At 76.8% G+C, this 825-nt stretch carries 1 protein-coding gene; it reads right to left on the bottom strand.

What is annotated here, in order from left to right:
• Window positions 1–38: 38 nt before the first annotated feature.
• On the bottom strand, window positions 39–825 hold a 787-nt coding region (locus HW577_RS25825), incomplete at its 5' end, for an ABC transporter substrate binding protein (protein ID WP_232475252.1).

Raw genomic sequence — 825 nt, 5'->3', positions numbered from 1 at the left:
CGGCAGCGCCAGCGCGCCGAGAAGGCCGCGCCGCGCGATCATTCGATCACCTCGTCGGCGCGGGCGAGCAGCGGCACCGGCGCGACGAGGCCGAGCGCCGCGGCGGCGCGCAGGTCGAGCACGGTCTCGACCCGCGTCGGCGCCTCGATCGGCAGGGCGCCCGCCGGCGTCCCGCGCAGGATCAAGGCGACGAAATGCGCGACGCGCGCATACAGGGCGTGGAAGTCCGGACCGTGGCTCGCCGTGCAGCCTTCCGCCACCATGCTGCGCCATTGGCCGATGGTGGCGATGCGCGCCGCGCGCGCGGCGGCGGCGATGGCGCGGGCGTCGCGCAGCGATTCCGGCGTACCGCCGAGCGCCACGCCGCGCACGCCCTGGGCGGCGAGGGCAGCTAGCGCTGCCTCGACACCCTGCGGGCCTTCCCATTCCTGCACGAGCAGCCTGCGGTCGGCCTCGCGCGCGGCGGCCTCCATCGCGGCGATGCGCGGCGCAAGCTGGTCCGTGCCGCGATGGAACAGCGCCGCCACCGGCGTGCCGGGCGGAGTCAGCGCGGCAGCGACCTCGATGCGCTTGCCCTCCGCCTCGGGCGTATTGGCGACGACACCCGTGGCATTGCCGCCGGGCCGCGCCATGGAAGTGCCGGCGAGCAGCCGCGCATCGGCGCCATGCATGACGATGGGGATTGTCGTCGTCGCCTCCCGCGCCGCGCGGACCGCGGGCGCGCCGACGGCGACGATGATGTCGGGCGCGCTCGCGACGAGCGCCGCCGCGGCCCCCGGCTGGTCGGGGGCCGCGGCCATGCGCGCATCGAGGCTGAGACGCTGC

This window comes from Neoroseomonas rubea (assembly GCF_016106015.1).
Lineage (GTDB): Bacteria > Pseudomonadota > Alphaproteobacteria > Acetobacterales > Acetobacteraceae > Neoroseomonas > Neoroseomonas rubea.
Note: the sequence above shows the minus strand (reverse complement) of the source record. Positions and strands in the feature narration are given on the sequence as shown.